This window comes from Streptomyces sp. NPDC041784 (assembly GCF_055591025.1).
In genome coordinates, this window is sequence record NZ_JBVJAB010000001.1 from 55,111 (window position 1) to 77,600 (window position 22,490).

At 70.6% G+C, this 22,490-nt stretch carries 19 protein-coding genes and 2 pseudogenes; 16 read left to right on the plus strand and 5 right to left on the minus strand.

Going from position 1 to position 22,490, the window contains the following annotated elements; genetic code table 11:
• Window positions 1-77 precede the first annotated feature (77 nt).
• From ACZ6D7_RS00265 to ACZ6D7_RS00285, 5 genes are read left to right on the plus strand one after another with little or no spacing between them, the layout of a single operon-like run.
• The gene (locus ACZ6D7_RS00265; RefSeq protein ID WP_469481562.1) at window positions 78-1,088 is read left to right on the plus strand and encodes a Bug family tripartite tricarboxylate transporter substrate binding protein; all 1,011 of its coding nucleotides are present in this window, start codon (window positions 78-80) and stop codon (window positions 1,086-1,088) included.
• Window positions 1,085-1,618 carry a tripartite tricarboxylate transporter TctB family protein gene (locus ACZ6D7_RS00270; RefSeq protein WP_469481566.1) on the plus strand — a complete coding sequence of 178 codons (534 nt, stop codon included), beginning with the start codon at window positions 1,085-1,087 and terminating at the stop codon, window positions 1,616-1,618. The genes ACZ6D7_RS00265 and ACZ6D7_RS00270 overlap by 4 nt, the downstream gene beginning before the upstream one ends.
• On the plus strand, window positions 1,618-3,123 hold the full coding sequence (locus tag ACZ6D7_RS00275) for a tripartite tricarboxylate transporter permease (RefSeq protein WP_469481568.1): 1,506 nt from the start codon (window positions 1,618-1,620) through the stop codon (window positions 3,121-3,123). Before ACZ6D7_RS00270 ends, ACZ6D7_RS00275 begins: the two co-directional genes overlap by 1 nt.
• Window positions 3,120-3,521 (plus strand): universal stress protein, encoded by a 402-nt coding sequence (locus tag ACZ6D7_RS00280; RefSeq protein WP_469481571.1) that lies wholly within the window; start codon window positions 3,120-3,122, stop codon window positions 3,519-3,521. Before ACZ6D7_RS00275 ends, ACZ6D7_RS00280 begins: the two co-directional genes overlap by 4 nt.
• Complete coding sequence (locus ACZ6D7_RS00285) at window positions 3,518-4,693, plus strand: DUF475 domain-containing protein (protein WP_469481574.1); 1,176 nt, start codon at window positions 3,518-3,520, stop codon at window positions 4,691-4,693. The genes ACZ6D7_RS00280 and ACZ6D7_RS00285 overlap by 4 nt, the downstream gene beginning before the upstream one ends.
• An 89-nt stretch (window positions 4,694-4,782) precedes the next feature.
• Here ACZ6D7_RS00285 and ACZ6D7_RS00290 read toward each other — a convergent pair whose 3' ends face one another.
• The gene (locus tag ACZ6D7_RS00290) at window positions 4,783-5,985 is read right to left on the minus strand and encodes a cytochrome P450 family protein (protein ID WP_469481577.1); all 1,203 of its coding nucleotides are present in this window, start codon (window positions 5,983-5,985) and stop codon (window positions 4,783-4,785) included.
• A gap of 108 nt (window positions 5,986-6,093) precedes the next feature.
• Here ACZ6D7_RS00290 and ACZ6D7_RS00295 point away from each other — a divergent pair, with 108 nt between their 5' ends.
• From ACZ6D7_RS00295 to ACZ6D7_RS00310, 4 genes are all read left to right on the plus strand, one after another.
• On the plus strand, window positions 6,094-6,933 hold the full coding sequence (locus ACZ6D7_RS00295) for an SAM-dependent methyltransferase (protein WP_469481581.1): 840 nt from the start codon (window positions 6,094-6,096) through the stop codon (window positions 6,931-6,933).
• 267 nt (window positions 6,934-7,200) lie between these two features.
• Window positions 7,201-8,154 carry an ArsR/SmtB family transcription factor gene (locus tag ACZ6D7_RS00300; RefSeq protein WP_469481583.1) on the plus strand — a complete coding sequence of 318 codons (954 nt, stop codon included), beginning with the start codon at window positions 7,201-7,203 and terminating at the stop codon, window positions 8,152-8,154.
• A 130-nt stretch (window positions 8,155-8,284) separates the two neighbouring features.
• Window positions 8,285-8,659: a hypothetical protein gene (locus ACZ6D7_RS00305; protein WP_469481588.1), complete on the plus strand. Its 375-nt coding sequence runs from the start codon at window positions 8,285-8,287 to the stop codon at window positions 8,657-8,659.
• A gap of 3 nt (window positions 8,660-8,662) precedes the next feature.
• Entirely contained in the window at window positions 8,663-9,223 is a 561-nt protein-coding gene (locus tag ACZ6D7_RS00310; protein ID WP_469481591.1) for a hypothetical protein, read from the plus strand.
• A 19-nt stretch (window positions 9,224-9,242) separates the two neighbouring features.
• Here the strand turns inward: ACZ6D7_RS00310 and ACZ6D7_RS00315 are convergent, their stop codons facing one another.
• The gene (locus tag ACZ6D7_RS00315; protein WP_469481597.1) at window positions 9,243-10,193 is read right to left on the minus strand and encodes a zinc metalloprotease; all 951 of its coding nucleotides are present in this window, start codon (window positions 10,191-10,193) and stop codon (window positions 9,243-9,245) included.
• 233 nt (window positions 10,194-10,426) lie between these two features.
• On the opposite strand from ACZ6D7_RS00315, the gene ACZ6D7_RS00320 reads away from it, so the two are divergent.
• Window positions 10,427-10,756 (plus strand): hypothetical protein, encoded by a 330-nt coding sequence (locus ACZ6D7_RS00320; RefSeq protein ID WP_469481599.1) that lies wholly within the window; start codon window positions 10,427-10,429, stop codon window positions 10,754-10,756.
• A 215-nt stretch (window positions 10,757-10,971) separates the two neighbouring features.
• Window positions 10,972-11,337, plus strand: a complete 366-nt coding sequence (locus tag ACZ6D7_RS00325) for a DUF2278 family protein (RefSeq protein ID WP_469481602.1) — start codon at window positions 10,972-10,974, stop codon at window positions 11,335-11,337.
• On the opposite strand, the pseudogene ACZ6D7_RS00330 reads toward ACZ6D7_RS00325, so the two are convergent.
• Window positions 11,327-11,572, minus strand: a pseudogene (locus ACZ6D7_RS00330) (cation:proton antiporter); the annotation flags it as partial. The gene ACZ6D7_RS00325 and the pseudogene ACZ6D7_RS00330 sit on opposite strands and share 11 nt — an antisense overlap.
• A complete protein-coding gene (locus ACZ6D7_RS00335) occupies window positions 11,539-11,916 on the minus strand; it encodes a hypothetical protein (RefSeq protein ID WP_469481605.1) in 378 nt (125 codons plus the stop codon). The pseudogene ACZ6D7_RS00330 and the gene ACZ6D7_RS00335, both read right to left, overlap by 34 nt.
• 288 nt (window positions 11,917-12,204) lie before the next feature.
• Between ACZ6D7_RS00335 and ACZ6D7_RS00340 the strand changes: the two genes are divergently transcribed.
• A complete protein-coding gene (locus ACZ6D7_RS00340; protein WP_469481608.1) occupies window positions 12,205-13,911 on the plus strand; it encodes a VanW family protein in 1,707 nt (568 codons plus the stop codon).
• 34 nt (window positions 13,912-13,945) lie between these two features.
• Here the strand turns inward: ACZ6D7_RS00340 and ACZ6D7_RS00345 are convergent, their stop codons facing one another.
• Window positions 13,946-15,067, minus strand: coding sequence for a PP2C family protein-serine/threonine phosphatase (locus ACZ6D7_RS00345; RefSeq protein WP_469481611.1), 1,122 nt, complete (start codon window positions 15,065-15,067; stop codon window positions 13,946-13,948).
• 438 nt (window positions 15,068-15,505) lie between these two features.
• Between ACZ6D7_RS00345 and ACZ6D7_RS00350 the strand changes: the two are divergent.
• The 4 genes and pseudogenes from ACZ6D7_RS00350 to ACZ6D7_RS00365 all read left to right on the plus strand — a co-directional run.
• A pseudogene (locus tag ACZ6D7_RS00350) lies at window positions 15,506-15,667 on the plus strand (fumarylacetoacetate hydrolase family protein); the annotation flags it as partial.
• 765 nt (window positions 15,668-16,432) lie between these two features.
• Window positions 16,433-16,708: a hypothetical protein gene (locus ACZ6D7_RS00355; RefSeq protein WP_469481614.1), complete on the plus strand. Its 276-nt coding sequence runs from the start codon at window positions 16,433-16,435 to the stop codon at window positions 16,706-16,708.
• A complete protein-coding gene (locus tag ACZ6D7_RS00360) occupies window positions 16,705-20,544 on the plus strand; it encodes an nSTAND1 domain-containing NTPase (RefSeq protein ID WP_469481619.1) in 3,840 nt (1,279 codons plus the stop codon). Before ACZ6D7_RS00355 ends, ACZ6D7_RS00360 begins: the two co-directional genes overlap by 4 nt.
• 88 nt (window positions 20,545-20,632) lie before the next feature.
• Window positions 20,633-22,489, plus strand: a complete 1,857-nt coding sequence (locus tag ACZ6D7_RS00365) for a peroxidase family protein (RefSeq protein ID WP_469481622.1) — start codon at window positions 20,633-20,635, stop codon at window positions 22,487-22,489.
• Window position 22,490 lies beyond the last annotated feature (1 nt).

Consider the following 22,490-nt stretch of genomic DNA (forward strand, 5'->3'; position numbering starts at 1 on the left):
GTCACACAAGGCAGACGGGGTGTCCGAGGGATCGCACAATCATGGCGCCGGACTCGCCCAAGCGAAAGAGATGAGCCATGAGATCTCGCAGAGCCGCGTTTCTCTCCGCTCTTGCCACTGTGTCGTTGCTCTCCGTCAGTGCCTGCGGTGCCACCGCGGACAAGGAGGACTCCGGAAGCGGGGGCGCGAGCGACAAGCCCGTCAGCGGACTGCGCCTGATGGTGCCCAACACCCCGGGCAGCGGCTACGACGTCACCGCCCGCACCGTCGCCCAGGTGATGCAGGACTCGAAGGTGGCGTCCGGGGTGCAGGTCTACAACCTCCCCGGGGCCGGCGGCACGGTCGGCCTCCAGCGGCTGGTGAACGAGGACGGCAACGGCAAGCTGGCCATGCAGATGGGCCTCGGTGTCGTCGGCGCCGCCTACACCTCGAAGTCGTCGGCCAAGCTGACCCACACCACCCCGATCGCCAAGCTGATCGAGGAGGCCGGCGCGATCGTCGTCTCCAAGGACTCCCCGTACAAGACGATCGATGACCTGGTCACCGCCTGGAAGAACGACCCGAAGAATGTGGCCGTGGGCGGCGGCTCCTCGCCGGGCGGCCCCGACCACCTGCTGCCGATGCAGCTCGCGCAGGCCGTCGGCATCGAGCCGAAGGACGTCAACTACGTCTCCTACGACGGCGGCGGCGAGCTGCTGCCCGCCATCCTCGGCGACAAGATCGCCTTCGGCGCCAGCGGGTTCGGCGAGTTCCTGGACCAGATCGAGGCCGGCCAGGTCCGGGTCCTCGCGGTGACCAGCGAGAAGCCGATCGAGGCGGTCGCGGACGCCCCCACCCTCAAGGACTCCGGCATCGACCTGGTCTTCACCAACTGGCGCGGGATCGTGGCCCCGCCCGGGATCACCGACGCGCAGAAGAAGACCTGGATCGACAGCGTCACGAAGATGCACGACTCCGCGCAGTGGAAGGCCGAGCTGACCAAGCGCGGCTGGACCGACGCGTTCGTCACCGGTGACGAGTTCGGCACCTACCTGAAGAACCAGGACAAGTCCGTCGCCAGCCTGCTGACCGAGCTCGGGCTGGCATGAGCACCCAGACGGACGAGGCGACCACCGAGGAGACCCGTCCGCCCGAGGGCCGGGACCGCGCGCAGTACGGCGTGTGCGCGTTCCTCGCCCTCCTGGGCACGGCGGTGATCGTGGACGGCCTCGGCATCCCGCACATCACCAGCGGCACCGACCCGGTCGGACCGCGCGCGGTACCGCTGGTGCTCGGCGTCCTGCTGGTGGTGGTCGCCGCCCTGTACGCCGTCGACGTGGCCCGCGGCGGCCGCGGCGAGCCGGAGGCCGGCGAGGACGTCGACCTCTCCCAGGGCGCCGACTGGCGCACGGTCCTGCTGCTGACCGGAGCGTTCGTGGTGAACGCGGTGCTGATCGAGCCGCTCGGCTGGGTGATCAGCGGAACCCTGCTCTTCTGGGGAACGGCCTTCGCGCTCGGCAACCGGCACTACGTCCGCAACCTGCTGATCGCGGTGACGCTGGCCCTCACCACGTTCTACGCCTTCGCGATCGGGCTCGGTGTGAACCTCCCGGCCGGTGTCCTGCAAGGAATCCTGTGATGGACAACCTGAACAACCTCATGCAGGGCTTCGCGGACGTCGTCGCCCCCATGAACCTGCTGCTGGCGCTGATCGGCGTCGTCGTCGGCACCGCCGTCGGCGTCCTGCCGGGCATCGGCCCGGCGATGACCGTGGCCCTGCTGCTGCCGGTCACCTACGGCATGGAGCCGGTCCAGGCGTTCATCATGTTCGCCGGCATCTTCTACGGCGGCATGTACGGCGGCTCGACCACCTCCATCCTGCTGAACACCCCCGGGGAGTCGTCCTCGGTGGTGACGGCCATCGAGGGCAACAAGATGGCCAAGTCGGGCCGGGCCGCGCAGGCCCTGGCCACCGCCGCGATCGGCTCGTTCGTGGCCGGCACCATCGGCACCCTGCTGCTGGTCCTGGTCACCCCGTTCGTGGTCGACTTCGCGGTCGCCCTGGGCGCGCCGGACTACTTCGCCCTGATGCTGCTGTCGTTCGTCGCGGTCACCTCCGTGCTGGGCGCCTCCCGCATCCGGGGCCTGATATCGCTGCTGCTGGGTCTGACCATCGGCCTGGTCGGCATCGACGCGGTCTCCGGCCAGCAGCGGCTGACGCTGGGCGTGCCCCAGCTGGCCGACGGGATCGACGTGGTCGTCGTCGCGGTGGGCATCTTCGCCGTCGGCGAGGCGCTGTGGGTGGCCGCGCATCTGCGGCGCAAGCCCGCCGAGATCGTCCCGGTCGGCCGGCCCTGGATGGGAAAGAGCGACTGGAAGCGGTCCTGGAAGCCCTGGCTGCGGGGCACGGCGTTCGGCTTTCCGTTCGGCGCGCTGCCGGCCGGCGGCGCCGAGATCCCCACCTTCCTGTCGTACGCGACCGAGAAGCGGCTGAGCCGGCACCCCGAGGAGTTCGGCAAGGGCGCGATCGAGGGCGTCGCCGGACCGGAGGCCGCGAACAACGCCTCCGCCGCCGGCACCCTGGTCCCGATGCTGGCCATCGGCCTGCCCACCAACGCGACCGCCGCGGTGATGCTCGCCGCCTTCCAGTCGTACGGCATCCAGCCCGGCCCCCTGCTGTTCGAGCGCGAGGCAAGCCTGGTGTGGGTGCTGATCGCCAGCCTGTTCATCGGCAACCTGCTGCTGCTCCTGCTGAACCTGCCGCTCGCGCCCGCCTGGGCGAAGCTGCTGCGGATCCCGCGCCCCTATCTCTACGCGGGCATCCTGTTCTTCGCGTCGATGGGCGCGTACGCCGTCAACGCACAGCCCCTGGACCTGTTCCTGCTGCTGATCCTGGGCCTCCTCGGCTTCGCGATGCGCCGGTTCGGGCTGCCAGTGCTGCCGCTGATCGTCGGCGTCATCCTCGGCCCGCGCGCCGAACTCCAGGGCCGGCGCTCCCTCCAGCTGTCCGGCGGCGAGCTGTCGGGGCTGGTGGGCGGACCGGTGTCGTACACGGTCTACGCGGTGATCGCCCTGGTGCTCGTCTGGCCGCTCGTCCGGCGGTTCGTCGTCCGTCCCCTGTCCCGAGAGGGAGTGCAAGCATGACCATCCTGGTGGGATACGTCCCCTCGTCCGAGGGCGAGGCCGCGCTCCGGGCAGGCATCGACGAGGCCCGGCTGCGCGGGGAGAAGCTGCTGGTGGTGAACACCTCGCGCGGGGACGCCCCGGTGGACCCGCGGTTCGCGCAGGAACCCGAACTGGCCCATGTCCGCGAGGACCTGGCCGCCCTCGGCATCGCGTTCGACATCCGCCAGGTGCTCGGCGGCGGCGACGCGGCCGAGGAAATCGTCGAGCTCGCCGAGCAGGCGGACGTGTCCCTGGTGGTGATCGGGCTCCGGCGGCGCAGCCCGGTCGGCAAGCTGATCATGGGCTCGGTGGCCCAGCGGATCCTGCTGGGCGCGGGCTGCCCGGTCCTCGCGGTGAAGGCGGCGGGTCAGGAATGATCCTCAAGACGTTCGGCTGGTCGTTCGCCGTCACGGCGCTCGGGCTCGCCTTCGCGGCCTGGCAGTGGGGCTGGGAGGCGTTCGGGATCGTCCTGATCCTCTCCGTCCTGGAGATCTCGCTGTCCTTCGACAACGCGGTGGTCAACGCCGGGATCCTGAAGAAGATGAACGCCTTCTGGCAGCGGATCTTCCTCACCCTCGGCATCCTGGTCGCGGTGTTCGGCATGCGGCTGGTCTTCCCGGTCGTGATCGTCGCGATCAGCGCCAGGGTCGGCCCCGTCGAGGCGGTGCAGCTCGCCCTCGACGAACCGGGGCGGTACGAGGACCTGGTCACCGACGCCCACCCGGCGATCGCGGCCTTCGGCGGCATGTTCCTGCTGATGATCTTCCTCGACTTCCTCTTCGAGGACCGGGACATCAAGTGGCTGGCCTGGCTGGAACGCCCGCTGGCCCGGCTCGGCAAGGTCGACATGCTGTCGGTCTGCGTCGCGCTGATCGCCCTCATGGTCACGGCGACGACCTTCGCGACCCACGCGCACGTCAGCACGGGCCACGCCGACAAGTCCGCCACGGTCCTGCTCTCCGGTGTGGCCGGCCTGGTCACGTACCTCGTGGTCGGCGGTCTCTCCGGCTACTTCGAGGACCGGCTGGAGAAAGAGGAGGAGCACGAGCACGAGGAGGAGGAGAAGGCCCGCGCCGAAGGCCGGCCGGTGTCGGCCGTCGCCCTCGCCGGGAAGGCCGCGTTCTTCCTCTTCCTCTACCTGGAGGTCCTGGACGCGTCCTTCTCCTTCGACGGTGTGATCGGCGCGTTCGCCGTCACCAACCACATCTTCTGGATGGCCCTCGGGCTCGGCATCGGCGCCATGTACGTCCGGTCGCTGACGGTCTATCTGGTCCGCCAGGGCACCCTCGACGACTACGTCTACCTGGAGCACGGCGCCCACTACGCGATCGGCGCGCTCGCCGGGATCCTGCTGGTCACCGTCCAGTACCAGATCAGCGAGATCGTCACCGGTCTGGTCGGGGTGGTGCTGATCGCGGCGTCGTTCGTCTCGTCGGTGCGGCGGAACAGGGCGCTGGCGGCGGAGGAGAAGGCGGCGGAGACGGGAGCGGGGGCCGGGGAGGATCCGGCACCGGAGGACCGGGGGGCCGAGGTGCCTTCCGAGGTGTGACGGGCGGTCGCGGTATGACGGGCGACCGGGTGTCCGGGCGGCCCTGGCGCCCGTCGGTACCGCACCGGTAGAGCCCGCACCCCCCTCCGTCAGTACCGCACCGGTAGCGCCAGCAGCCCGCGCGAGCGCATCGAGGGCCGCCGGTTCAGCGCGTCCGGCGCCACGTCGAGCGCGAGCCGGGGGAACCGTTCGAGGAGCACGGCCAGGGCGATCTCGGCCTCCAGCCGGGCGAGCGGCGCGCCCAGGCAGTAGTGGATGCCGTGCCCCAGGGCGAGGTGACCGCCGACGTCTCGGCCGAGGTCGAGCCGGTCGGGGTCGGTGAACCGGCGCGGGTCCCGGTGGGCGGCGGCCAGGGACAGCAGGACGGTCTCCCCCGCCGGGATGCCGACCCCGCCGATGGTGATGTCCTCGGTGGGGAAGCGGCGGATCGCCAGCGGGACCGGACCGTCGTAGCGGGCCAGTTCCCAGACCGCCTCGCCCAGCCGCCCGGGTTCGGCGCGGACCTCGGCCAGCTGCTCGGGGTGGGTGAGCAGGGTCAGGGTGGCGTTCCCGATCAGATGGACGGTGTTCTCGTACCCGGCGAACAGGATGAGGAAGGCCAGCGACATCAGCTCGTCCTCGCTCAGCCGGTCCTCCTCGTCGCGTACGGCGACCAGGTCGGAGAGCAGGTCGTCGGCGGGGTCGGCCCGCTTGGCGGCGAGGAGCCCGGCCAGACAGCCCAGCAGGGAGCGCACGGCGTCCTTCGCCCGCTCCGGCCGCGCGGGGTCCGGGACGACCAGGGCGTCGGTCCACGTCCTGAAGTCCGGCCGGTCGCCCTCGGCCACGCCCAGCAGATCGCAGATCACGGTGATCGGCAGCGGGGCCGCGTACGCGGCGATCAGGTCGGCGCGGCCGAGCGGTTCGACGGCGTCGAGCAGCGCGTGCGCGGTCCGGCGGACGGGCTCGCGCAGCAGGGCGACCCGGCGCGGGGTGAACGCCTTCACGACCAGGCGCCGGATGCGGGTGTGGTCCGGCGGGTCCATGTTCAGCAGGTTCGCGTCCAGCGCAGGCGGCAGCGCGAGCCCGTGGTAACCGCCGGGCTTCGCACGGCGCTTGTCGAGCGCGAGCCGAGGGTCGGCGAGGGCCTGGCGTACGTCGTCGTAGCGGGTGACCAGCCAGGCCGGGAGACCATCCGTTCCGGTGATGCGGTGGACGGGTCCCGCCTCGCGGAGCCGCGCGTACACCGCGTACGGGTCCGCCATCAGCTCGGCGGGGTCAACGAGCGGTGTCTGACCGGGTGTTGTGGTGGACATGGGCTCCACCCTAGACAGCGGGAGCCGCCGGGACGGACGCCCGCCCCGGGGTGACGGCCCCCCGTCGAGGTCGGTCCCGGACCGTCCCCCCGGGGCAGGATGCCGGGCGTGACGGAACACCACGAAGGCTGCCGCTTCGACGGTATGGCCCTGTACGACCTCCAGCACGTCCGCGACGCCCTGACACCCCTGCTGAACCGCCCCGCCCCGCTCACCCCGGGCGACCTCGAACCGTACGACCAGCTGCACTACCTCGGTCACCGTGCCCTCGACCACGCCGTCGCACGGCTGGGCGCCGGGCCGGGCGCGCGGGTCGTGGACATCGGCGCCGGGCTCGGCGGCCCGGCCCGCTATCTCGCCGAGCGGTACGCGTGCCGGGTGACGGCGGTCGAACTCCAGCCGGAACTGCACCTGTTGAGCGAGGAACTGACCTCGCTGTGCGGTCTGTCGGAGCAGGTCCGGGCCGTACGGGCGGACGCCCTGACCCTGGGCGGCCCGGACTGGTCCCAGCGGTACGACCATCTGATCTCGCTCCTGGCGATCCTGCACATCCCGCACCGCGCCGAGCTCTTCGGCGTCTGCCGGGATCTGCTGCGTCCCGAAGGCACCTTCTACGTCGAGGACTTCTACGCCCGCCGCCCCCTGACCGGCGCGGAGCGGGCCGACCTCGCCGAGCTCGTCGCCTGCCCCTGGCTCCCGGACGAGGCCCGCTACCGCGAGGACCTGGACCGGGCCGGCCTCACCGACGTGACCTGGACGGACGCCACCGCCCTGTGGCTGCCGTGGGTGCGCGACCGGGCCACGGCCTTCCGGCGGGACTTCACGCAGCGGGTCCGGCTGCACGGCGAACCCCTCGCCGGTCGGCTGCTGCGGTTCTACGACACCGTGAGCGCCCTGTTCACGGGCGGCGCCGTCGGCGGGGTGCGGCTCTCGGGGCGCCGGGGCTGAGACCGGCGGCGGCGGGCGGGCGTCCCGGGACGGCAAGGAAACACCAAGACGACGTTTACTCCGCTCGCTTCTCATGGAATCGGAGTTCTGTGCTGCCGGTCCACCAGTGTCCGCTCGTCACACCGAGCGGGTGACCGCACTGAGCCGAACCCCCCGGCAGCACCCCGTCACCGTCCACATCATGCGACCGGAGGGGGACCCGTGCTTCGCATTCACTTCAGCAGTACCGATCTAGGACGCTTACGTCTGGCCACAGAGCCGGACGTCATGTGGGAAACGATCCTGAGCCTGCACCAACTCGTCAGCCCGAACCCGTTCTTCGCCCCGTGGAAGCGCGCCGCCCGCAAGGCCCTGGCCGACGCCGGCCTGGGCCAGGAGGTACAGCTGCTGACGGCGATCGCCCCCATCAGCTCCTACTTCCCCGACTTCCTGACTCCACCGGGGCACACCACCGTCCTCGACGCCGGGATCGAGGTGGTCCTGTCCACGGGCGGACGGCGTCTGCGCACCGAGATCGACCGGCTCGTCGGGGCGCGGTCCCGTCCGTCGCCCCGGCTCGACGGCATCGCCGCCGGACGGCCTCCCGCGCTGCGCCGGCTGGGCGCGGCCCTTCGCCGCTACCACGCCGTCGCGCTGGCCCCGTACGCTCCCGCGGCGCTGGCGTGGGCCAGGCGCGACACGGTCTGCCGAGCCGAACTGCTCCTGGAGCAGGGCAGCGAGGCCCTGCTCGACAGCCTGGGCCCCGGGCTGCGTTGGCGGCCCCCGGTGCTGGAGGTCAGCTACCCGGTGGAGCGCACCCTCCGGCTCGCGGGGCGCGGCCTGTACCTGATCCCCAGCTTCTTCTGCCACAACCATCCGATCGGCTTCGCCGACCCCGAACTGCCGCCCGTCCTGATCTACCCGGTCGAACGCTCCCGGCTGTGGATCCCGCAGCCGCCGACGGCCGGACCGGGCGGCCGGGGCGGTGGGGGCGGACGGGGCGGACCCTGCGGACAGGGACTCGAGGACCTGATCGGACCGACCCGCGCGGCCGCGCTGCGCTTCCTCGACACGGGCCACAGCACCACCGCGCTCGCCACGCGGCTGTGCGTCTCCGCGTCCACGGCCAGCCGCCATGCCGCCGCGCTGCGCCAGGCCGGCCTGGTCGCCACCGAGCGGCTGGGCACGTCCGTGCTGCACACGCGCACGCGGTTGGGCACCGCGCTGCTGCACGGCGCCTGAACCCGGGCACGGAATCCACCGCGATGTGCCGCTTTTGCCTGTACATGCAAAAGGTACGTCCGTGCGGGCGGGTTCCGTAGCGTTCCTCTCCTGACCCCGATTCCCGGTTCCGAAAGGAAGCGTGAGGAACATGGCAGTGAGATTCCCCTGGTCCCCGCGGAAGAGCGCGGCGGCGGCCGCCGTGACGGCGCTGATGGTCATCACCCCGGTGATCGCCGCGACCGACGCCCAGGCGCTGGGCAACAACCGTGAGGTGTCGCGCAGTTGCGGCACCAACCGCGTCTCCAGCGGCTGGACCGGAAGCTTCAGCTGGGCCCTGACCACCAAGGCGTCGGGAGACTGCGCCGGCCGGCTGAGCGCGGCCCTGGAGCGCAACAACGGCTACTGGACGACCCGCGTGTACGGCACCAGCAGCCGCGCGTACGCCACCGACACCACCAACCCGGTGGCCGACCGGTACGGCCTGCACTGGGGCTGCGACGCCTGCAATGTGACCAGGTCCTGACCCATGCGCCGAGCGACGCTCGTCGTCGCGGGGCTCCTGGCCGCCGTCGTCGTGGGCTGCGCCCCGGCCCGCGACGGCGGCGGCCGGGAACGCTCCGGCGACATTCCGCTGCCCGGTCAGGAGTGGGCACTGGGCGACGGGAAGGTCACCGCCGCGGAATACCGTACGGCGGTGGACCGGTTCGTCTCTTGCGTGCGGGACGCCGGCTACGCCGTGGGCGACCCGGTGCGCAGCCCCGCGGACAATCTGACGCTGATCTACGACATCACGCCCAGCGGCGACCCGGACACCTACAACGAGGCCGTCCAGACCTGCAACCTCGCCCACCTGTCCCTCGTGGAACCGACCTTCGTCGAGGCGCGGCCCCAGGTGATGGACAAGGCCCTCAGGGCGGCGGTCGGCGCCTGCGTGAAACGCCAGGGCGTCCGCCTGACGACCGAGGAACGCAACCTCGCGGACTTCGCCGCCTCCGCCAAGGACGAGACGAAGGTCGTCGACTGCGTGACCGGCCAGTGGAGGCACGTCTACCCGGAACTGCCGACGATCGTACCCCTGCGCTTCTGAATGCCCGCGCCTGGAGTCGCTAGGCGTGGACCGCCTGGCGGGTGAGGGCCTGGCGGGCGTTGTCGAGGGTGGCGTCCATCCGGGCCACCTGGCCCGCCGTGAACATGAACATGGCCACGTCGTCGGTGTAGTCCATGTAGTTCATGAACATGTCGCCGTCCGGCGCGTTGCCGCATGAGGTCTTCGGGAAGCCCGGAGTGCCGAGGTTGGGTCCTGCCTGGTTCGGAGTGTCGGCGACGTAGTCGTCGCCGATGCAGCCGTCGCCGTCATCGCCCCAGATGTGCCGAAGGTTGAGCCAGTGACCGATCTCGTGCGTGGCCGTGCGGCCCCCGTTGAACGGTGCGGCGGCGGTGCCCGTCGTGCCGAACCCGCTGTGGGTGATGACCACACCATCGGTGGCGCCGGCGCCGCCCGGGAACTGGGCATAACCGAGCAGACCGCTGCGCAGCTGGCAGACCCAGATGTTGAGGTAGCTGTCCGCCGGCCAGGCGTCCTGGCCGCCGCCCAGCGAGAACTTGACCGCGTCGTCCGTGTCGAAGTCCCGGAGCGAGGTCGGAGTACGGGTGATGCCGTTCGTGGGCTGGCCGAGCGGGCTCGTGGTGGCGAGATGGAACTCGATGCGCGCGTCCGCCGCTGTCGCCTGCCACACCGCGGGCACGCCGGAGACGTCGGGATTCTTCATCCGGAAGTCCTGGTTGAGGACGTGGATCTGACTGTTGATCTGGGCGTCGCTGATGTCCTGCTCGGGGGTGTTGTGCACCACGTGCACGACGACCGGGATGTCGGTCACACCCGACCTGGTCGTCGACTCCCGCCCCGCTTCGTATCCGGCCGCGGTGTTCTCGACCAACGAGCGGTTGCCGGCGTACTCGGGGTTCTGGTCCAGGAGCCTGCGATGGACCTCCATCGCGCCGCACCAGCGGCTGTAGTCGGGGGAGGTGACACGGGAGGAGGACGGGGTTCCGGGCATGGTGAGCCTCCGAATCGGGTCGTCGGAGAGGGGAGGCACGGGCTCCGGTGGCGGACTTCGCGGACTTCGCGGACTGAGCGGACTTCGCGGCCGTCGCGCCCCACCCATGAGCCCATATAATGAAAAGTGTAGGCATATAGCAACGAACCGGGCAATTTGGCAAATCGCCATGGCTAATGGGTGATGGCGGCCAATCGACAGCGACCAATGGGCGACAGCGGAGATGGTCGATCATGGATGAGCTTCCCGCCGGCCTGTTCCGACGCTGGATGCACTCGTTCGAGGAGGACAGCGAGGGTGTGACGGTGTATCGGCCGGCCGACCACCCCTTCCCGCCCGCGCGTGGGCGCGGTGGGATGGAGTTCGCTTCGGACGGCACGTTCATCGACCGTCCCGTCGGACGTGGTGACGCCCAGGACACGATCGCCGGCCGCTGGGAGCTCACAGAGGGCCGCCGTCTGACCGTCACCTTCCCCCAGAGCGACCGTCCGGAACGCGCGTGGGAGATCGTGCACTGCGACGAGCACGTCCTGCGCCTCCGCCGGTCACCGCACACCACGTAGCCGTGAGGTCGGTCGTTCGACAACGCCCCGCCGGGAGTCGGAGCGCCCTGCACACCAAGCGGGTGAACATCGGGCGGCGGCCTGTCTCACGTGGGCACGGCCGGGGACAACGCCAGGAGCGGACGGCGTCGACAACGTCCCGCATCCGGTCTTTCCCGTCCCGTCGGCACGACCGCGCGTGGCCGTGCCCTTCCACCGCATTCGGAGGATGAACCATGCCGTTGGACAAATACGGTGTGCTGGCCGCCCGCGCCGTCGACCGGCGCCGGGAGGGATCCAGCGACACCCCGCACTATCAGATCCACCTCACCGACGACGCCGGCACCCACTACCGGGCCGCAGTCAACGTCGAGTCCCAGCAGGCCCCCTCGGAGCTGCTCTACCTGGCCGACGACAGCTTCCGCCACCCCCTGACGGAGCTGCTTCCACCCGCCGGCAGTGGCTGGACCGCCCTGCCGTCGAGGCCGGCCACCGCCAGCCGGCCAGCGTGCCGAGCGTCTCGCCGAGCCGGAGGGTGCGCCGGGTCAGCCAGAGCAGCGCGGTGCCCACCGCCCCGCCGGCGAGGCCGACGCCCATGCTGATCAGGAACTGGCCGAGCTGGTAGCCCCTGCCGATGTCGATGCGGTGTGTCGTGGCGATGGCGTGGAAGGTGAGTGCTCCGAGAATGCCGCCGATCGGGTCGGTCAGTGTCCCTTCCCAGATCAGGACGTGCCGCACCCTTTCCGTGGGCCGCACGTAGTCGAGCAGCGGACCCACGACGGTCGGGCCGGACACCACGAGGATCATGCCCAGCATCGACGCCACCCTGAGCGGCATGTCGAACAGCGCCGGGCCGACCGCCAGACGGCCAGGAAGGTCAGGACCACACCGAACACCAGCAGCCTGCCCACGACGGCGCCCGTCCGGCCGGTGAGGTTGCGCAGGTCGAGTCCCCGACCGGCGTCGTACAGGATCACCGCCACGGACAGGGACACCAGGGCGGAGAATTCCGGCCCCACCAGCCGGTCGGGGTGGATGACGTCGGTCAGGGCACCCGCGGTGAAGCCGACCGGCAGCAGCAGGATCAGGGCGGGGACTCTCAGCTTGCTCGCCAGGATCTGCGATCCGGTGGCGAGCACCAGCGTCAGCGCGATGCCGAGGAGGATCTCGTCGTCCGTCACAGCCGCTTCCTCCTCGGTCGCCGGGCACCGAGTGGGAGTCAACCGGCTGTGCCGGAACACCGTGTGTTTCCTGCGCGGGACACCGGGATCGGCCACCGGGTCGGCCCACGCCGCCACGTCGTCGTCCCGGCCGGACGCCCGACGTGATCTGGAACATACGTGTTCTGGGCCATATGCACTTGTAGTCCGTTATGGGTAGCTTGAGGCGCTTACCCCTGCGCGGTGTCCCTCCACGCGGCGTCGCGTCATCGGGGTGGACCACCTGCCGATCGTCCGTCCAGGAGACCCATGCGCCCCCGAATAGCCTCCGTGCCGCCCCTCGCCCTCGCGGGCGGTGCGCTGACCGTCGGTGTGGGCGGTGTGTATCTTGCCGGGCTGCTGCTCACGGGCGGTGAGATCGAGGCCGGCACGACGGTGCGCGGGGTGGACATCGGAGGCCTCAGCCGCACGGAGGCCATCGACGAGCTGGACGAGCGCCTGACGGCGGCCGGCCCGCGGGAGCTGGCCGTGAAGGTCGGCGACCGCACCGGGACCGTCGACCCGCGGCAGGCCGGCATCGCCTTCGACGCCGAGCGGACCGTCGACCGGGCGGTGCGCACCGCCTCCGATCCGTTCAGCGTGATCGGCGGGTTCTTTCGCTCGGGCGGTGACATCGAGCCGGTCGTACGCCTCGACGAGGACAAGGCGCGCAGCTCTCTCGGGAAGCTGGCGAAGACGCTCGACCAGAAGGTCCGTGACGGCGCCGTCACGTTCGCCGACGGCCGGGTCGAGCAGGTCGCCCCGCGGCGTGGCGCCGCACTGGACGTGGATGCCGCGGTCGGCCCGCTCCGGACGGCCTTCCTGCGCGGTGAGGCGGGCGCGGTCACGGCCCTGCCCGCCCGGGAGACCGAGCCGAAGGTCTCGGCGGAGGAGGTGCGGCGGACGGTGCGGGACTTCGCGCAGCCGGCCATGTCCGCGCCCGTCACGCTCACCACGGAGGGCAAGCGGTTCACGATCAGCCCGACCGTTCTCGGTGAGCACCTGACGATGCGGCCGGACGACTCGGGCCGGCTGACACCGAAGCTGGACGACAAGGGCCTGCGTTCCGCCCCCTCGGTGGCGCGCGCGCTGGCCGGCATCACCACGACGCCGGAGAACGCCGCACTGCGGCTGGACGGCGACCGGGTCGTGGTGGCCGACGTCGGCCGGACCGGCATCCAGATCACCGACAAGGCGCTGGGCAAGGCCGTGCTGCCGCTGCTCACCGGATCGGGCACCGCCCGCACCGGGGAGGTGGCGGCGCTGCGGAGCCAGCCCGAGGTGACCGGCGAGAACGCCGCGCGGCTCGGGCTGACGGAGAAGATGTCCTCCTTCACCGTCAACTTCGAACCGGCCCCGTACCGCACGAAGAACATCGGCCGGGCCGTGGAACTCATCAACGGCTCCGTGGTCATGCCGGGCGAGACCTGGAGCTTCAACCGGACCGTCGGGGAGCGCACCGAGAGCAACGGTTTCGTCGAGGGCATCATGATCCTCGACGACCAGTTCACGAAGGCGCCCGGCGGTGGCGTCTCCGCCGTGGCCACGACCGTGTTCAACGCGATGTTCTTCGCCGGCGTCAAGCCCGTGGAGTACGGCGCCCACTCCTTCTACATCGAGCGTTACCCGGAGGGCCGCGAGGCGACGGTCGCCTGGGGCAGTCTCGATCTGAGGTTCACCAACGACTCCGGCAAGGCCCTCTACATCCAGGCCGAGTCCACCGACACCTCGGTGACCGTCAGCTTCCTGGGCACCAGGAAGTACGACGAGGTCACGTCGGTCAACGGACCTCGCACCCAGGTGAAGCAGCCGGAGCACAAGGTGAGCGCCGACCCGCGGTGCGTGCCGCAGACGCCGCTCGAGGGCTTCGACGTCACCGTCGATCGTGTCTTCCGCAACGACGGCGAGGAAGTGAAGCGGGAGCCGTTCCGCACCCACTACACGCCACGTGACGAGATCATCTGCGAAGCCCCGTAGTGATCGCCCGTCGCGGGAGCGGTCCGGCCCCGGCTCACGACGACTCGGACATCCGCTCGATCGCCACCATGGCCGCGTCGTCACCCAGATGACCGCCCGCGTGGCGCAGCAGGTCCTTGCACAGGTGGGCCAGGAGCGCGTCGGGGCCTTTGCCGGACGGGTCGGCCGCCCGTTCCGTGAGCGGGTAGAACGTGCCGTCCCGGTCGCGGGCCTCGATGACGCCGTCCGTGTAGAGAAGGGCGATGTCGCCGGGCTCGAAGGCGAACGTCTCCGTGGAGAGATCGGTCTCCCCGAATTCGGTGAGGCCCAGCGGCGGTGCGGGCCGGCTCACTTCCAGGAGGCCGACCTCGCCGTCGCGCAGCAGCAGCGGTGGGGGGTGCCCGCAGCTGATCAGGCGAAGGACCGGCTCGTCGTCCGGGACGTCCAGTACGGCGGCGGTGATGAACGCCTCGCCGCGGTCCTTCGTTCTGTCTTCGGGGGCCGCGGGGTCGTCCAGGTCCGAGGAGACGGTCCCCTCCAGGAAGGCGACCAGCGCCGACAGGTCGGCCTGCCGGTGGGCCGCGGCCCGGAACGCGCCGAGGAGGAGGGCGGCGTCCCCGACCGCCTCCAGGCCCTTGCCCCTGACGTCGCCGATGACGATCCGGGTTCCCTGGGCCGTGCGGGCTGCGGCGTACAGGTCGCCGCCGATCTGCGCCGCGGTCTCGGCGGCCAGGTAGACGGAGGCGATGCGCAGCGGACCGATCCGGTGGGGGAGCGGCTTGAGCACCACCTCCTGTGCGGCCGTCGCCACCGAGCGCAGCTGGGTCAGTTCCTTCTCATGGCGTTCTCGCCGGGCGGCGATGGACGTCGCGAACGCCGACATCAGGATCAGCGTGATGATCTGGACGGTGTGGTTCAGGTCGACGAGGCTGGTGCGCGCCACCGCGACCACGGCCTGGGCCAGGACGGCGAGCGCGCCGACGCACGCGGTCGCCCGGGGCCCGGCGAACGACGCCGTGACAGCGGGTGCGGCGACCAGGAAGGGCCCGAGGTGGACGTTGGCCGGGGCCAGGATGTCGGCCACCGAGACCAGCGCGATCAGCGCGATCGGCAGCGCCAGCAGCGCGTGCCGTGGCTCCGGCAGCTGGTGATCTACGCGCAGTCGTCGATGAGCCATATGTCCTGAATACACCGCATCGCACCCCTGACGCCCGTGCGGACAGGTCGCTCGCCGCCCGTGTCGGCGGCAGCCCACGGCCGGGCGCACGCATCACGTTCCCGCCGTAAGCGCCTGCGACGGCCTCGAGCGACGCGGGGCCGTTCCCGCCGGCTCGTGACGTGCCGCGTCAGGCCGCTTCGCCGCCGAGGAGGCCCCGCAGGATGATGCCGAGCGCGCCGGCGAGTCGCTGGTGGAGGTCGAAGGGGGCCGGCTCCGCTCGGATCCAGCGCAGGATCGTCGTGAAGTAGCAGGCGGCCGGCAGCTGTCCGCCCTGGAGACATGGTCTCCACCCCCGCCTACGACCGACCCGCCGCCCCGTCGCCCGATACCGCACCGGTCGCCACGGCACGCCACACCGGCACGATCATCGCCGGCTGTCTGGCCGTCTGCCTGGCCCAGATCGTCGGTCAGGATCGACCGGCCAGCATGGCCTGGACGTTCGAGGAGATGACGGCGTACGCCTCCCGCGGCACCTGGATCCGCCCCGGTGACGTCCTGGGCTCCGGCGACACCGTCACCATGACGTTCGAGGGCATCGGCACCATCAGCAACACCGTGGATCCACTTCGGAGAATTCCAACTCACCAAGTCGGACACTCCGCCGGAGGGACGAAGCCCCTGACACCGGTTGGCCTCGACTTCCTCCAGATGCACAAGGGGCGCTATTGGGGAGAGAATATCTGTAAACGGAGGACAGACGCGGTCGGGCGAACGGCTGCGAGACGTTGAATGAGAAAACGATACGGGCCGTGATGACCTCAGTACGCGGCATCCCTTCGGAGCATCGGCCCCACATCTGACGAACTCGACGCCTGCGGCGAGCAATTCACGAGGCCCTCGCCAGCCTACGATCCACGAGCAACCAGATGCCGTCGTAGAGCCCCATTGATTCTTCTCCCCCACAGTCACGAATCCGCAGCGCGACCATTTAGACGCCGTTCGAAACCCTTGTGGGGCCGCACACCAAGGCAAACCTGGAAGCCCCACAGTGTCGGGCGACCAGCGGAGTTCGCCAGGCTCGTCTCGGAGGCCCAGCCGGTACCGGTACCGCGCCGACTTCGGCGGACCGGGAACCAGGGAGAGCCATTGGCGAGAAATTCTTCCTCTCGACCTTTCTTGTGTCAACCAAACTGCCAAAAAATGCGAATGATTGCATATCGCGCCCTAAGGAAGTTGATGGCGATGGATGAAATCGTAATGTCCGCGGCCACGTCCTTGGTAGGAGCGATGGCCGTGGACACATGGCAGCAGGCACGAGAGGCCCTTGTAACCTGGTGGCGACGTATACGTCCGAATCAGGCAGAGCAGGTGTACGCCGCGTTCGTGGATTCGCGAGACCGCGTGCTGACGGCCCGCCGAGCGCGGGACGAGGAATCGGAATCGCACCTCGTCGCAGCCTGGGCGACCCGTCTGACCGCACTGCTGCGGGACGACCCCGCGCTGGTGGACGGACTACGGCAGCTGATCGACGAAGAAATCGCCCCGCTCCTGGGGCACGAGAACGGCACCCACACCGGATCTCATACGTTCCGGGCAGAGGCATCCGGACACGGGCGGGTGTACCAGGCCGGACGCGACCAGAACATCTACGGGTCATGAGTCCCGCCGACAGAGATCCCGGGGACGGAGAGGGGATCCGGCTGGAGGCCCACGCCTCGGAACGGGCCCGGATCTACCAGGCACGCCGGGACCTGTACGTGTCGGAGCGGGACCTGCACCTGCACTACGAGGACGGGGTGCGCACGGCCCGTCGTGTGCACGCCGCCGCGACGTCCCAGGAGTGCCCGTACCCCGGTCTGGCCGCGTTCAGCGCCGAACAAGCCCAGTACTTCTTCGGCAGGGACGCGCTCGTGGCCAAGCTGCTGGTCCGGCTGGACACCTGCCTCACGGTGGGTGGGGCCCTGGTCGTCGTCGCGCCCTCCGGAGCGGGGAAGTCCTCGCTGATCAGAGCGGGACTCCTGGCCGAGGTCGGCCGGGGGGCCCTGCCGGGCTCGGCGTGCTGGCCGCGTCTGTGTCTGACCCCAGGCGCACAGCCGATGGCGGCCCTCGGGTCCCGTCTGTCAGAGGTTGTGGACGGGGCGCGAGGAGCCTCCGGCAACGGGTCGGGCGCGCCGTTGTGGCGGCCCGCCGTGCTGCGGCGCGCCCTCGCGGTGGACGACGGCGGGAACGGCGAGGAACGCCGCCTGGTGCTGGTCGTGGACCAGTTGGAGGAACTGTTCACGCTGTGCACCGACGAGCGGGAGCGGCGGGAATTCCTGGCCACAGTCCTGGGCATGGCGGCCCCGGGCCCGGACGGCGAAGCGCCCGTCGGCCTCGTCGTCTTCGGCCTGCGCTCGGACTTCTACACCCAGTGCGCCACACATCCCAGGCTCCTCGAAGCGGTGGAACGCAACCAGGTGATCGTCGGGCCGCTGTCCCGGGCCGGGCTGCGGGAGGCGATCCTTCATCCCGCCCGAGCAGTCGGACTGGATGTCGAACCGGGTCTCGTACAGGTCCTGTTGCGCGACCTCGGGGCATCGGCACCGGACCACCCACAGCCAGGAACGGACGAAGCCGACGCCTACGAGATCGGCCGGCTTCCGCTGCTCGCCCATGCCCTGCGGGCCACCTGGCTCCGCCGGGCGGGCCACGTCCTCACCGTGGACGGCTACGAGGCCACCGGCGGCATCGCGCACAGCGTGACGGCCGAAGCGGACCGCTGCTTCGACGGGCTGGACCCGCAGGCGCAGCACACCGCACAGTCCGTGTTTCTACGCCTGGTCAAGTTCGGCGACGGCACCCACGACACGCGTCGCCCGGTGCGGTACGCCGAACTGCTGAGCCACGGCACGCAATCCGACGAGACGGCCGATGTCGTCGAAACGTTCACCCGGGGACGGCTGCTGACCCGGGAGCAGGACACAGTCACCATCACCCACGAGGTCCTGCTGCGGGCCTGGCCCCGCCTGCGGCAGTGGATCGAGGCCCACCGCGCCCAGTACATGGCACGCCAGCGGCTGGAGGACGCGACCACCGCGTGGCAGGACGCCGACCACGACCCGGGGCTGCTGTACCGGGGCCACCGCCTGGACGAGGCCTGTGCCCTGGCCGACGACAAGGGCACGGGCGAGGTCGATCCGGACGTGTCCGCGTTCATCGCCGCCTCGGTACGGCAACGGCACCGCACGCGCCGGATCCGCCAGGGGGTCGTCGCCGGCCTGACCGTGCTTGCCCTCCTCGCCGCGCTGTCCGCCGTCCTCGCGTTCCAGCAGCGCGACACGGCACAGCAGGAACGCAACACCGCCATCCTCGGCGAGATCAGAGCCCAGGCCGACCTGGCGCGCGCGACCGACCCGTCGCTGGCCGCCCAGCTGAATCTGGTCGCACACCGAATGTCGCCGGCCGCGTCGACGGAGACGCACCTGCTCGGTGCCCAGAACGTGCCGCTGGCCACCGTGCTGACCGGCCATACCGACCGGGTGAACGCCGTTGGCTTCAGCCCGGACCGACGCGTGCTGGCCAGCGCCGGCGGCGACGGCACGATCCGGCTGTGGAACACCGCCCGCGCGGGCCAACCGGCCCCGCTGGGCGATCCGCTGCGCGGCCCCAAGGGCGCGGTACGGGCGCTCGCCTTCAGCCCCGACGGACGCCTCCTGGCCGGCACGGGCGAGGACGGCATCGTACGCCTGTGGGACATCCGTGACCCAGGCCACCCGGATGGCCTCGGCACCACGGCCCGTGACGGTACCGGCGACCTGAGAACGCTCGCCTTCAGCCCGGACGGACACGCCCTGGCCGTGGCAGGGCACGACGGCCGCATTCACCTGTGGGACACCACCGATCCCGGCCACCTGCGGCCCCTTTCCAAGCCGCTCACCGCCTCCGCGAACGAGGTGAACGGGGTGGCCTTCAGCCCGGACGGCAAGCTGCTGGCGAGCGCCGGAAACGATGGGACGGTGCGGTTGTGGAAGGTGACGGACCGTCGGCACCCATCGGCCGTCGGCCGGACGGCCGACATCTCCTACAGGGCAGGGCTCCCCGGCTTCGCCCAGGCGGTCTCCTTCAGCCCGGACAGCCGCACGCTGGCCGTGGCCGGGAGCGACCAGGCTACCCACCTGTGGAACGTCACGAACCCCACCAAACCGGTCCGGGTCGACTCCGCCGCCAGCAACAACGTCGTCAACACCGTCGCCTTCTCCCGCACGGGCAACCTCATGGCCTACGGCGGGGACGACAACACCATCTGGCTCGAGAACGTGACGAATCCGGGCGACGTCCGGAACCTCACCAACGCCCTGGACGGTCACACCGGGCCCGTGCTGGCCCTGGCCTTCGACCCGAAGGGCACCACGCTGGCCAGCGGGGGCGCCGACCACACCATCCGCCTGTGGACCATCCCGCGGACGATCCTGCGCGGGCACACCGGCTACGTCGACACCGTGGACGTGAGCCCCGACGGCCGGCTGCTCGCCTCGGGCTCCCAGGACAACACCGTCCGTCTCTGGGATGTCGCGAACCCGGCCGCTCCCCGCCAGGTCAGCACGTCGATCACCGGCCATACGCCGTTCGTCAACTGGGTCGCCTTCAGCCCCGACGGCAGGGTCCTGGCCGTCGCCGCGGGAGCGGACATCCGGCTATGGGACGTAACCGCACCGGCCGAACCCCAGCCGCTGGGTGGTCCGCTGCACAATCCCCAGGGCAGCCTCCTGGCCGTCGGGTTCACGCCGGACGGGCACACGCTGGCAGGCGGCGACGCGGACGGTACGGTCCGACTGTGGGACGTCTCCGATCCGTCCCGCCACACGTCCCTGGGGTCACCGGTGGAGACCCGGGCAGGCCGGATCAACCGCCTGGCCATCAGCCCGGACGGCCGCACGCTCGCCGCTGGGGCACAAGACGGCACCCTCCGCCTGTGGGACATCGCCGAGCCCACGCAGCCGACGCCGCTGGGGACACCCCTGCATCCCAGCGCGGAGCCGCTCCAGGCCGTCGCCTTCAGCCCGGACGGCCGTACCCTCGCCGCCGCCGGCAACGACAGCACGATCCGCTTGTGGAACCTCACCGACCGCGCGCGCCCCACATCGACGGGCGCCCCGCTCACCGGCCACACGGACATCGTGTACACCCTGGCCTTCAACCCGGACGGCCGCACTCTGGTCAGCGGCAGTTCCGACACGACACTCCGGCTGTGGGACGTCGACGAGCGGGGCCGCGCGCGGGCCCACGGACTGCCGGTGACCGGAGTCATCAACTGGGTCAACGCAGTCGAGTTCTCCCCTGACGGGCGATTCCTCTTCGTCGGCACTGGCGAGTACACCGTGTACACCCTGCCGCTGTCCGCCCAAGCCGCCGTCGACTACGTGTGCCGGGCGACTGGGAACCTCCTGACACCCGCCCTCTGGCACAAGTACATCCCGCAACGGGACTACGAACCGCCGTGCCCCGGACGAACCTGAGCCCCGCGACCGCCCATGAAGCAACCGCCCAAGGAGCAACCGCCCAAGGAGCAACCGCCCAAGGAGCAACCACCCAAGGAGTACCGCGATGAGCAAGCAACGACGCGCCGCACGACGTTCCACCACATCCGGATACCGCACGTCACTGCCCTGGCGGATCGTCACCGCCGGCGCCGAGTTCGTGGACCGGCGCCTCGGCTGGGACAGACTGCCCGTCATACCGGGCCTGCTGACGCTTCTCGGACTGCGCGTCAAGCTCCGGCAGAAGAACCTCCACGACACCGGCCACCTGCCCTCGGTCGATCTGCCCGATCCCGCACCCCCCTCCGAGGCCCACAAGGTCAACCGGACCGCCGACGGCAGCCACAACGACCTCGACGAGCCTCGGGTGGGCATGGCGGGCACCCGCTTCGGCCGGAACATCCCGCTGGACCGGATCGCACCGGCCGCACCCGCGGACGTACTGTCCACGCCGAACCCGCGCGAGGTCAGCCGCGAGCTGCTCACCCGCGACGAGCTCACCCCTGCCGAATCGGTCAACTCCCTGGTCGCCACCTGGCTTCAGTTCATGGTCCGAGACTGGTTCAGCCACGGGACCAGCCCCACGGAACGGCCCTGGGAAGTGCCCCTCATGGACGACGACCCGTGGCCGGAACACCCCATGCGGATCATGCGGACGCCGGACGACCCGACCCGCGACCCGCAGGCACCCGCCGGGACGCCCGACACCCGCGTCAACGTGTCCTCCCACTGGTGGGACGCGTCGCAGATCTACGGGACGAACGAGACCGAGCAGCGCCAGATGCGCACCGGTGAACTGGGCAAGCTGCGGCTGTGGGACGGCGAGCAGTCCCCGGTCCCCTCGGACCCCTCCCGGGACCCCTCGCGCGTTCCCGGCTTCTGGCTGGGCCTCGCCATGATGCACGACCTGTTCGCCCGTGAGCACAACGCGATCTGCGACCACCTGCACGGCGCGTACCCGTCCTGGAACGACGAGGAACTCTTCCAGCGCGCCCGGCTCGTCAACGCCGCGCTCCTCGCCAAGATCCACACCGTGGAGTGGACACCGGCCGTGATCAGCCACCCCACCACCGTCAAGGCGCTGCGCGCCAACTGGTGGGGCCTCGCGGGCGAGCGCGTCCACGACCTCTTCGGCCGGATCAGCGACAGCGAGGTCGTCAGCGGCATCCCCGGCGGCGAGACGGACCACTACGGCGTCCCGTACTCCCTCACCGAGGAGTTCGTGGCCGTCTACCGCATGCACCCGCTCATCCGCGACGAGTGGCATCTGCGCTCCGCCGCCGACGACACGAGCCTGCGCCACTGCACCCTCCGCGACATCTCGGGCCCCGGGGCGCTGAAGGTCCTGGAGACCACCGGGATGACCGATCTGCTCTACAGCTTCGGCACGCTCCACCCCGGGCTGGTCACCCTGCACAACTTCCCCAGGTTCCTTCAGGAGTTCGAGCGCCCCGACGGGCAACTCCAGGACCTCGCCGCCACCGACATCCTGCGCTCCCGGGAGCTGGGTGTCCCCCGCTACAACGAGTTCCGGCGGCTGCTGCGGCTGAAGCCCGCGGCGAACTTCCAGGAGCTGACGGAGAACCGGGCGTGGGCCGAGCAGATCCAGTGGCTCTACGACGACGACATCGAGAAGGTCGACCTCATGGTCGGGCTGTACGCGGAGAAGCTGCCGGCCGGATTCGCCTTCAGCGACACGGCGTTCCGCATCTTCATCCTGATGGCCTCGCGCCGGCTGAACAGCGACCGCTTCTTCACCGAGTACTACACCCCCGAGGTGTACTCCAAGGCCGGTATGGCCTGGATCGACGACAACAGCATGATCACGGTGCTGCTGCGCCACCACCCGGAGCTGCGTCCGGCTCTCGCGGGGCTGACGAACGCCTTCGTGCCGTGGCACACCGCCGGAAGGACGGTGACCTGAC

What these genes read in the sequence shown, in the direction of transcription:
- ACZ6D7_RS00305 (WP_469481588.1), top strand. Translation starts at nt 8,285, where the DNA reads ATGGCAGTGAGATTCCCCTGGTCCCCGCGGAAGAGCGCGGCGGCGGCC.
- ACZ6D7_RS00270 (WP_469481566.1), top strand. Translation starts at nt 1,085, where the DNA reads ATGAGCACCCAGACGGACGAGGCGACCACCGAGGAGACCCGTCCGCCC.
- ACZ6D7_RS00265 (WP_469481562.1), top strand. Translation starts at nt 78, where the DNA reads ATGAGATCTCGCAGAGCCGCGTTTCTCTCCGCTCTTGCCACTGTGTCG.
- ACZ6D7_RS00285 (WP_469481574.1), top strand. Translation starts at nt 3,518, where the DNA reads ATGATCCTCAAGACGTTCGGCTGGTCGTTCGCCGTCACGGCGCTCGGG.
- ACZ6D7_RS00310 (WP_469481591.1), top strand. Translation starts at nt 8,663, where the DNA reads ATGCGCCGAGCGACGCTCGTCGTCGCGGGGCTCCTGGCCGCCGTCGTC.
- ACZ6D7_RS00320 (WP_469481599.1), top strand. Translation starts at nt 10,427, where the DNA reads ATGGATGAGCTTCCCGCCGGCCTGTTCCGACGCTGGATGCACTCGTTC.
- ACZ6D7_RS00340 (WP_469481608.1), top strand. Translation starts at nt 12,205, where the DNA reads ATGCGCCCCCGAATAGCCTCCGTGCCGCCCCTCGCCCTCGCGGGCGGT.
- ACZ6D7_RS00365 (WP_469481622.1), top strand. Translation starts at nt 20,633, where the DNA reads ATGAGCAAGCAACGACGCGCCGCACGACGTTCCACCACATCCGGATAC.
- ACZ6D7_RS00300 (WP_469481583.1), top strand. Translation starts at nt 7,201, where the DNA reads ATGTGGGAAACGATCCTGAGCCTGCACCAACTCGTCAGCCCGAACCCG.
- ACZ6D7_RS00280 (WP_469481571.1), top strand. Translation starts at nt 3,120, where the DNA reads ATGACCATCCTGGTGGGATACGTCCCCTCGTCCGAGGGCGAGGCCGCG.
- ACZ6D7_RS00315 (WP_469481597.1), bottom strand. Translation starts at nt 10,193, where the DNA reads ATGCCCGGAACCCCGTCCTCCTCCCGTGTCACCTCCCCCGACTACAGC.
- ACZ6D7_RS00290 (WP_469481577.1), bottom strand. Translation starts at nt 5,985, where the DNA reads ATGTCCACCACAACACCCGGTCAGACACCGCTCGTTGACCCCGCCGAG.
- ACZ6D7_RS00275 (WP_469481568.1), top strand. Translation starts at nt 1,618, where the DNA reads ATGGACAACCTGAACAACCTCATGCAGGGCTTCGCGGACGTCGTCGCC.
- ACZ6D7_RS00360 (WP_469481619.1), top strand. Translation starts at nt 16,705, where the DNA reads ATGAGTCCCGCCGACAGAGATCCCGGGGACGGAGAGGGGATCCGGCTG.
- ACZ6D7_RS00345 (WP_469481611.1), bottom strand. Translation starts at nt 15,067, where the DNA reads ATGGCTCATCGACGACTGCGCGTAGATCACCAGCTGCCGGAGCCACGG.
- ACZ6D7_RS00325 (WP_469481602.1), top strand. Translation starts at nt 10,972, where the DNA reads ATGCCGTTGGACAAATACGGTGTGCTGGCCGCCCGCGCCGTCGACCGG.